This window comes from Spongiactinospora gelatinilytica, assembly GCF_003236385.1.
GTDB lineage: Bacteria > Actinomycetota > Actinomycetes > Streptosporangiales > Streptosporangiaceae > Spongiactinospora > Spongiactinospora gelatinilytica.
Window position 1 is genome coordinate 1 of the sequence record NZ_POUA01000340.1, and the last position, 8,396, is coordinate 8,396.

Genomic DNA, 8,396 nt, shown 5'->3' on the forward strand with positions numbered 1-8,396 from the left:
GGGCTGGGCGGGCTGGCCCTGTCGGTGGACACCGAGGCCGCCTACCTGGCGGTGTTCGTGGCGGACGCGGTGTGCTTCATCGCCGCCACGCTGGTGCTGCGTGGGCTGCCCGAGGTGCCGCCCGCGCCGCCGATCGCGGCCGGCGAGCCACGGCTGGCCGTACTGCGAGACCGGCCGTACGCCCTGATCACGCTGCTGAACGCGGTCATGTACCTGAACATGCCGCTGCTCAGCCTGGGCCTGCCGCTGTGGATCGTGCACCGTACCGACGCCCCCGCGTGGCTGGCCGCCGCGCTGCTCATGGTGAACATGATCAGCGTGGTGCTGTTCCAGGTGCGCCTGGCCCGGCCGGTGACCGGACCGAGTACCGCCGCCACCGCGATCCGCCGCGCGGGCCTGCTGATGTTCGCCGCCTGTGCGGTGTACGCCCTGTCCGGCGCACCCATCGGGACGGCCGCCGCCATCGCCGTACTGCTCGCCGCCGCGGTGATCCAGGTGTTCGGCGAGATGATGCAGGGCGCGGGCGGCTGGGAACTGAGCTTCGCGCTCGCCCCCGACGGCAGGCACGGGCAGTACCAGGGCTTCTACGGCATGGCCCCGCAGATCGCCCGGATGCTCGGTCCCCTGCTGCTGACCACCATGCTGCTCGGCTGGGGCACCGCGGGCTGGCTGACCCTGGGCGCGGCGTTCCTGCTCTCGGGGCTGGCCATCGGCCCCGTCGTCCGCAACGCCGCCCGCCTGCCCGCGACGCGGGTCAAAGTGCCAGCTTGAAGCCCTCGTGGCTGGCGGTGAAGCCGAGACGGGTGTGGAAGCGGTGGGCGTCCGAGCGGCTCTCGTCGCTGGTGAGCTGGACCAGCGCGCAACCCCTGCGGCGGGCCTCGCCGATCGCCCAGGAGATCATCGCCGCGCCGAGGCCGTCGCCACGGTGCCGCTCATGCACGCGAACTGCTTCGAGCTCGGTTTACTGCGACGCTGGCGCGTCGAGGCTCGGGCGCTGACAACCTCGCGGGGCCCGGGTCGCGCCGCGGCGAGCCAGGCAGGAAGCTGAGCTGCATGGTGCCGACGACCTCGCCGCCGGGCGGGGCGGTCACGGCGAGCAGCAGGTGCGCCGGGTCGGCGTCGATGGCGGCGAACGCGTGCTCGTACGCGGTCCAGTCGTCGCCGTCCGCGCCCTCGCGGGTCGCGCCGAGCTGGTCGGCGGCCGGCAGCGCGACGATCGGCCGGATGTCGGCCGCGACCGCGCGCCGGAGGGTATAGGTTCTTTCGCCCGCAGCGAGATTCATCACGGTCTGCACCGCCCCAGGTTGTCATAGGAGGGACCGGACGGGCGAAAGGAACCGACTGTGGCGGTGACGCTGGTCTATGAGACGCACTCGATCACGACCGACAACGAGACGGGCATCGCGACGGGATGGCTGCCGGGGGAGCTGTCCGCGCGTGGCCGGGCGCTCGCCGCCGAGCTGGGCGAGCGGCGCCGTGACGACGGCATCGACGTGGTGTTCAGCTCCGACCTGCGCCGTGCCGTGCAGACCGCGGAGATCGCGTTCGCCGGCTCGGCGGCGAGCGCCCGGCAGGACCGGCGGCTGCGCGAGTGCGACTACGGCGAACGGAACGGCGGGCCCGTGGCGCGCCTGGCGGGCAGGCGCGCCGAGTACATCGACCGGCCGTGGCCCGGCGGGCAGAGCTACCGGCAGGTGGTCGCCGAGACCACCGCCTTCCCGGGCGATCTCACCGCGTCATGGGACGGCGCGCGGGTGCTGGTCATCGCCCACTCGGCCAACCGGTGGGGCCTCCAGCACCTGCTGCACGGCGAGGCGCTGGAGGACCTGGTGGACGCGCCCTTCGGGTGGCAGGAGGGCTGGACCTACACCGTGCCCGCGCCCTACCTGCCGCCCGATGGGATCACACCCGTTCTTGGCCGCCGTTCGTCGTGATCGACGGCACGGCCAGTTGCTGCTGTTCGGCCCTGATGATGTGGATGATCGCGTTGATCAGGGCCAGGTGGGTGAACGCCTGCGGGAAGTTGCCCAGGTGGCGGCCGTTGACCGGGTTGATCTCCTCGGCGTACAGGCCGAGCGGGCTGGCGAACGACAGCAGCTTCTCGCACAGCCGCCGCGCCCGGTCCAGCTCGCCGATCTCCACCAGCGCCGAGACCAGCCAGAACGAGCAGATGGTGAAGCTGCCCTCATGGCCGGTCATGCCGTCGTCGGTCTCGTCGGTGAGATAGCGCAGCACCAGGTCATCGACCGTCAGATGGTCGGCGATGGCCAGCACCGTCGCCTTCGCCCGGGCGTCGTCCGGGGGCAGGAACCGCACCAGCGGGATGAGCAGCAGCGAGGCGTCCAGCGCGTCGGTGTCGTAGTGCTGGCGGAAGATCCCGTCGGCGGAGACCCCGCGCGTGCAGACGTCCGCGTGGATCTCGTCGGCGACCTTCTGCCACCGGTCGGCCAGTTCGGGCTCCTCGCGCAGCCGGGCCAGCCGCGCGCCCCGGTCGGTCGCCACCCAGCACATCACCTTGGAGGAGGTGAAGTGCTTGGGCTCGCCGCGGACCTCCCAGATCCCTCGGTCCGGCTCCCGCCAGTGCGTGATGGCCGACTCCACCAGGCGCTTGATGATGGGCCAGATCCGCTCGTCCAGGCCGTCGCGCGACTTGATGTGGATGTAGAAGGAGTCGAGGATCGCGCCCCACACGTCGTTCTGGCGGTGGTTGTAGGCGCCGTTGCCGATCCTGACCGGTTTGGCGCCCTCATAGCCGTGCAGGTGGTCGAGCGTCTCCTCGTGCAGGTCGCGCTCGCCGTCCACGCCGTACATGATCTGCAGGTCCTTGTCCCGCTCGGCCACGTCCGCGATGAACCAGAAGAAGTCGTCGGCCTCCCAGTCGAACCCCAGCGTGTAAAGGCCCCACAGGGCGAACGTGGAGTCGCGGATCCAACTGAAGCGGTAGTCCCAGTTGCGCTGCCCGCCCGGGGTCTCCGGCAGCGACGTGGTGGCCGCCGCCACCAGCGCGCCGGTCGGCGCGAACGTCAGGCCCTTCAGCGTGAGCGCGCTGCGCTCCAGGAAGCTCCGCCACGGGTGGTCGGGGAAGTCGCCCCTGGCCAGCCAGTGCTGCCAGTGGTGGGCGGTCCACACCAGTCGTTCGTACGCCTCACGGAAGTCGTGCGGCGGCTCGTGCTCGGTCCACGATAGTGCGGCATAGCGGGTCTCGCCCTCTTTGAGCAGCGTGCGGGCCATGGCCTTGCCCGCCTCGAAGCCGAGCCGCATGTCGGTGGTCAGCTTCAGCTCAAGGCCGACGTCCTCGGCGCGGGCCACGCCCTGGTGGTAGCCGCGGTCGGTGTAGGACCAGGTGGCGGCCTGCCTGCCGTAGTCGAACACCGGCTCGCAGTCCAGCGTGACCTGCACCTCGCCGCTCACGCAGCGGACCGTGCGCAGCAGCACGTGCTCGGCGTCATAGTCGGTGGGCGCTCTTCGGTGGGTGCGCGAAAGCTCATCCTCATGGTGCCAGGGCCCCATGAGCAGTACATCACGGACGATGATCCAGCCGGTGGCGGTACCCCAACTGGTCTCCAGCACCATGGTGCCGGGAATGTATCGGCGGGCCGCGGGCACCCGGATGTCGGCGGGGCCGAGCCGGAAGCCGCCCGCCCCTCTATCCAGCACTGCTCCGAACACGCTGGGCGCATCCAGGCGCGGCAGGCATAGCCACTCGATGTTCCCGCTCGGCGCTACGAGGGCCGTTACCTCGCAGTCGGACAGGAAACCGTAGTCACCGATCGGCGGAAATGCAGAAGATCCGCTGATGCCGTCCATGCCTGGATTACTCCAATCGTGCTGGTGCAGCGGTCCGACGCGATCCGCTTGAGGTGATTGATTCCATCGTGCCCATACGCCCGTGTCGACCCGGTATTCACCCCGGAGTGACCCCTGCGCCGCGTCATCGGAACAGCGCCCGGGCCATCTCGCCGAAAAGGGTTCGGTCATGGCTGCCGCCTCACGGTTCGACTAATTCGAATAATTGAACTGATTGATCTGATTCACATGGTTCGTTTGGTACTTCTGCTTCTTGTGCTTTCTGTGATTCGACCGGCTCAACCGGTTCGACCGGTTCAGGTGGTCAGCCCGGCTCGCCGTCGTACGAGGCCGGCCGCGCCGTCCAGGCCGGCGATCTCGTGCTCGGTGAGCCTGGGATTGACGGCGCGCATCGCCACGGCCCGGTCGAGCATCCTCGCCGGATCGCCCTCGGCCGCCGGCAGGAACCCGTCGAGGACGGCGGTCGCCTGATGGGCGATCTTCACCGGTCCGGTGACCGCCACCATGCCGAGGATCAGCGCGGACATCGCGAGATCGAGGTCCGCGGGCCCCTCCCCGGCGTCGCGCCAGTCGATCACCACCGGGCCGTCCTCGCCCAGGATCACGTTGCCCGGGTGGAGGACGAGGTGGATGACGGCCTCGTCGCCGCCGGGTGCGGGCAGCCGGTGCAGCAGGTTGTGCAGACCGGCCAGCGTCCCGCCGCCCTCCTGGGACGGCAGCTTGCCCGCGAGCAATGCGTCGGTCATGGTCGGGCCGTCGACCCGGGCCATGGCCATTTCGTCGCCGTGTGCGGAGAAGACCTCCGGTACGGGAAATCCACCGTCCCGCACATAGGCCATGATCTGCGCTTCCCGGGCGACGTCACCGCCTTGCCGATAGCGGCGCAGCACCCGTCCGCCGCCGATGGCGTATATGTCGGCGGTACGGCCGGAGGCGATAGGTGCCGTCATCACACCAGAGTAGGGCCGAGTGCGCGAAGCGCGAGCGTGTATCGCTAGTGTGTGAATCTACCCATACTTGGGCGGGGCTCGAAGGGTGCGGCGGGTGATGCCGGGTAGTGGGGCCGCATGATTGATCGAGTGCTGCCCAACATCGTGTCCGATCGGCTCGCCGAGACCCGCGACTTCTATGTCGGGCTGCTGGGATTCGCGGTGAACTACGAATCGGACTGGTTCATCAACCTCTCCGCGCCCGGCGAGCCCAAGCGGGAGATCGGTATCTGGCGGCGTGACCACGAGTTGGTGCCGGTGGAGGTCCGCTACCCACCGCAGGGCGTGATTCTCACGATCGTGGTGGACGATGTGGACACGGTCTACAAGAGCGCCATCATCAAGGGCGTCCCGGTGGTCGCCCCGCCGCGCGACCTGTTCTACGGGCAGCGAAGCTGCCTGCTGGCCGACCCCAACGGGCTCATCATCGACGTCTCCACCCCGGTGGCCGAGCCCGAGGCCACCTGAGCGTCAAGGCGTTCCGGCGCGGTACAGCAGGAGGTAGCGCCAGAAGAGCAGGCGGCGGACGGACGCGCCGGGGAGCAGCCGGGCGGCGGCCTGCCTGATCTCGGGCAGGCTCATCGCGGGCCCCTTCACCGGCGCGCGCACCGCGGTGCCGCCCGGACCGCGTACCACTGCGGTGGCGAGGCGGGCCACGGCGTTGACCGGTACGGCGGCCAGGCTGACGGCGTAGTCGGCGGGGGTGCGTTCGGCGTAGCAGCCGAGGACGGCCAGTACGCCGCCGGGGGCGAGCGCGGCGCGCAGCCGGGTGACCGTCTCGAACGGCATGTGGTGCAGGCTGGCCAGGCAGGAGATGTAGTCGTAGCGGGCGGCGGGGAGCGCGATCTCGGTGATGTCCGCGACCTGGTAGCGGATCGCGGCGGAGGGCGAGACCCGCTCGGCGTCCTCGATCACCTCGGGGGCGGGGTCGAGCGCGTCCACCTCCAGGCCGTGCGCGGCGAGCCTGCGGGCGAAGCGGCCGGTGCCGCACCCGACGTCGAGGGCCGTCCGCGCGTCCCGGGGGAGGCTGCGGAGGAGCAAGGGGTGGTAGTGGTCATTGTGGTCGAACCCCATGGGTGTGGGAGGGTATCACCGGGTGTGCGGTGGTCTCGGGGGGTAGGGGCAATGAAGCCGCATTTGGGGATTTTGGAGTATTTTTCGGTATTTAGCATTAATGGTTGGCGGGGCGATACGAAACTCCGGGCGGCGATTGGCGTGCTCTTTCGCGGGCGGTGCGACGTATCATCGGGTAGTGCCGAATCTGGGCCCGATCGAATTAGTGATCATCATGGTCGTCTTCGGATTCATCGCGGCGTTGACGATCGGCTTGATCCTGCTCGCGGTGCGGCTCGCCGGCGGCCGCAGGCCGCCCCCGCGCGAGCCCGATCTCGCGGCGCGGGCGCGGGCGCTGAAGTCCACAGGGCACGCCGACCGCGCGATCATGCTCGTCAGGGGCGAGACCGGCATGTCCCACGACGACGCCACGCGCTTCGTCCACACCCTCTGACGCTCCGGCACCGCTCGTAGCCCCCGCTACGGCACGCCACCGTGCCCGCCGCCCCGCACGCCCGTCAGGCGACGAGCGATCATCGGAGAGTCAATGAAATTCGGCGTCAACATTCTCAACTTCGGCCCGGGCACCGATGCCGGCACGCTGCTCGGCTGGGCCCGGTTCGCCGAGGACGAGGGGTTCCACTTCGCGATGATCTCCGACCACCTGGCGGTGACCCCGGACGTGGCGAAGCAGTACCCGGCCCCGTTCTACGATCCGTTCACCGCGCTCGCGTGGCTGGCCGGGCGCACGTCGCGGATCGCCCTCGGCACGACGGTCGTGGTGCTGCCCTTCCGGCATCCGCTGGAGGTCGCGCGGATGGCGGCCGACATCGACGAGTACAGCGGCGGACGGCTGATCTTCGGGGTCGGGGTGAGCTGGGCCAGGCGGGAGTACGCGGCGCTCGGGGTGCCGTTCGAGCGGCGCGGGGCGATCACCGACGAGTACCTGGAGGTGATCAGGCGCTGCTGGACCGAGGACGTGGTGTCCTTCACGGGCGAGCACGTCGCCTTCGAGGAGGTGTCGGTGGGCTCGGCCTCGGCGGGCCGCCGCCGGCCGCCGATCTGGCTCGGCGGGCCCAGCGGAGCGGCGCTGCGCCGTACCGTGCGGTACGGCGACGCCTGGCACCCGCTGAACCTCCGCCCGGCCCAGATCCGCGAAAGGCTTCCCGCCCTGCGGGCGATGGCCGTGGAGGCCGGCCGTCCCGTCCCGGCCTTCGCCCCGCGCCTCCCGCTGCGGGTCACCGGCTCGCCGCTGCCCGAGGACGAACGCCTGGCCGGGCAGGGCACACTCGGCCAGATCCACGGCGACCTGCTGGCGCTCGCCGACCTCGGCGCGGAACATGTCCTGTTCGACACCTACCCGGGCACTCCCGCGGAGATGCGCCCGCCCGAGGAGGACCGGCGGATGCTGCGCACGGTGGCCGACGCCATCCTCGACCTCGATCGCGGAGAAGTGCGCCGATAAAACGCGGAGAACCGCGATGGAAAAGTCGCCAAGTGATACTGTGGTGACTTCTGCGTGTTCTCCGACAAGGACCGGAAGGCTGCCCGGAAGCCTGTCCCGCCGTGGCGACCCCGCGCGCGGGCGCGGGGCGTGGCCGGCGAATCCCGTGCCGAAAGCCGTGGCCTCTTCCGGCCTTTCGCGGTTCGTTGCGCCCTTCATCGCCCATTCGCGCTCTTCATCGCCCATTCGCCACCCGACCCCCCGCCACATTCACATGCCACACGACAAGTCCGCCGAACTCGCGCTGAATTTCAGCGTTCGCGACGACCCTGAGCACCGCAAACGGGAAGACGAACTCGACCTCGCCACCGCGCCCGGATACCAGCTCTTCTTCTCCTGCTTCGTCGGTGATGTGGATCTGCGGCTCGACGGCGTGAATTTCCGCACCAGGTTCGGCTGGGTGGCGACGCTGAGCTTCGCGATCGGCTTCGCCTGGCGGCTTTCCGGCCTCCCGGCGGCCGGTCGCATGTCCATGGACTTCCTCGAAGACGACGAATGGCTCAGCCTGCGTTTCGACGACGGCCGGGTGCTGGTGTCCAGTTCCTACGCGCGGGGGATCGCCGTCGTGCCGTACGGCGACCTGCTGAACCTGGCCCGCGACTCGCTGACCCGGCACGCCGACGGCCTGATGGCCGCCTACCCGCGCCTGGCGGAGAACCGCATCCTGGCAGGCCGGCTCGCCATGGTCCGCGGCGGGCCGACCCCCGGGGCCTGACCGCGAGCTTTACGACTCATCGCCGGACAGCACGTCGTCGAACCCCTGCCCGCCGCCGAGCGCGTGGGCGGCGGCGAACGACTCCGCGCCCAGCGCGCGTTCGGCCTGCTCGGCGATGCGCTCGATGTCGTCCCGTTCTTGCCGGGTGATCGGTACGCCCGCCGCGGCACGGGCGGCCGCGGCGAGCCCCAGCAGCCTGGCCGCCTCCTCGGCCGGGACGGTCGCCGCCAGGCCCTCGACGGCCCACGCCGTGCTCAGCGGGTCGCCGATCTTCCTGGCCGCGGCGAACGCCTCCAGGAACAACTCCCTGGCCGCCCCCGTCTCCCCC

The 8,396-nt window shown here is 70.4% G+C and carries 12 protein-coding genes; 6 read left to right on the forward strand and 6 right to left on the reverse strand.

Annotation, left to right across the window (positions count from 1 at the left end; translation table 11 throughout):
• Nucleotides 1-771 (forward strand): MFS transporter (locus C1I98_RS30740; protein WP_146607734.1); only part of this gene is annotated, 771 nt, incomplete at its 5' end.
• Here the strand turns inward: C1I98_RS30740 and C1I98_RS45400 are convergent.
• Both C1I98_RS45400 and C1I98_RS30745 read right to left on the reverse strand, forming a co-directional pair.
• Nucleotides 755-940 (reverse strand): GNAT family N-acetyltransferase, encoded by a 186-nt coding sequence (locus C1I98_RS45400; protein ID WP_199537330.1) that lies wholly within the window; start codon nt 938-940, stop codon nt 755-757. The genes C1I98_RS30740 and C1I98_RS45400 overlap by 17 nt on opposite strands.
• Nucleotides 933-1,286: a hypothetical protein gene (locus tag C1I98_RS30745; protein WP_199537331.1), complete on the reverse strand. Its 354-nt coding sequence runs from the start codon at nt 1,284-1,286 to the stop codon at nt 933-935. The genes C1I98_RS45400 and C1I98_RS30745 overlap by 8 nt, the downstream gene beginning before the upstream one ends.
• A gap of 57 nt (nt 1,287-1,343) precedes the next feature.
• On the opposite strand from C1I98_RS30745, the gene C1I98_RS30750 reads away from it, so the two are divergent.
• On the forward strand, nt 1,344-1,934 hold the full coding sequence (locus C1I98_RS30750; protein WP_111170880.1) for a histidine phosphatase family protein: 591 nt from the start codon (nt 1,344-1,346) through the stop codon (nt 1,932-1,934).
• Here the strand turns inward: C1I98_RS30750 and C1I98_RS30755 are convergent.
• Nucleotides 1,903-3,807 carry a glycoside hydrolase family 15 protein gene (locus C1I98_RS30755; protein ID WP_111170881.1) on the reverse strand — a complete coding sequence of 635 codons (1,905 nt, stop codon included), beginning with the start codon at nt 3,805-3,807 and terminating at the stop codon, nt 1,903-1,905. The genes C1I98_RS30750 and C1I98_RS30755 overlap by 32 nt on opposite strands.
• Nucleotides 3,808-4,103: 296 nt before the next feature.
• On the reverse strand, nt 4,104-4,757 hold the full coding sequence (locus C1I98_RS30760; RefSeq protein WP_111170882.1) for a phosphotransferase: 654 nt from the start codon (nt 4,755-4,757) through the stop codon (nt 4,104-4,106).
• Between the two features lie 129 nt (nt 4,758-4,886).
• Here C1I98_RS30760 and C1I98_RS30765 point away from each other — a divergent pair, with 129 nt between their 5' ends.
• Nucleotides 4,887-5,264 (forward strand): VOC family protein, encoded by a 378-nt coding sequence (locus C1I98_RS30765; protein ID WP_199537332.1) that lies wholly within the window; start codon nt 4,887-4,889, stop codon nt 5,262-5,264.
• A 3-nt stretch (nt 5,265-5,267) separates the two neighbouring features.
• Here the strand turns inward: C1I98_RS30765 and C1I98_RS30770 are convergent, their stop codons facing one another.
• Nucleotides 5,268-5,870: a class I SAM-dependent methyltransferase gene (locus C1I98_RS30770; RefSeq protein WP_111170884.1), complete on the reverse strand. Its 603-nt coding sequence runs from the start codon at nt 5,868-5,870 to the stop codon at nt 5,268-5,270.
• A 178-nt stretch (nt 5,871-6,048) separates the two neighbouring features.
• Between C1I98_RS30770 and C1I98_RS30775 the strand changes: the two genes are divergently transcribed.
• The 3 genes from C1I98_RS30775 (at nt 6,049) to C1I98_RS30785 (ending at nt 8,068) form a co-directional block, all read left to right on the forward strand.
• Entirely contained in the window at nt 6,049-6,303 is a 255-nt protein-coding gene (locus tag C1I98_RS30775) for a hypothetical protein (protein WP_146607735.1), read from the forward strand.
• A 93-nt stretch (nt 6,304-6,396) separates the two neighbouring features.
• Nucleotides 6,397-7,314 carry a TIGR03619 family F420-dependent LLM class oxidoreductase gene (locus C1I98_RS30780; protein WP_111170886.1) on the forward strand — a complete coding sequence of 306 codons (918 nt, stop codon included), beginning with the start codon at nt 6,397-6,399 and terminating at the stop codon, nt 7,312-7,314.
• Nucleotides 7,315-7,567: 253 nt separating this feature from the next.
• Complete coding sequence (locus C1I98_RS30785; RefSeq protein WP_111170887.1) at nt 7,568-8,068, forward strand: hypothetical protein; 501 nt, start codon at nt 7,568-7,570, stop codon at nt 8,066-8,068.
• Nucleotides 8,069-8,077: 9 nt separating this feature from the next.
• Here C1I98_RS30785 and C1I98_RS41900 read toward each other — a convergent pair.
• Nucleotides 8,078-8,396: hypothetical protein (locus C1I98_RS41900; protein ID WP_158558241.1), on the reverse strand; the 319-nt coding region annotated here is incomplete at its 5' end.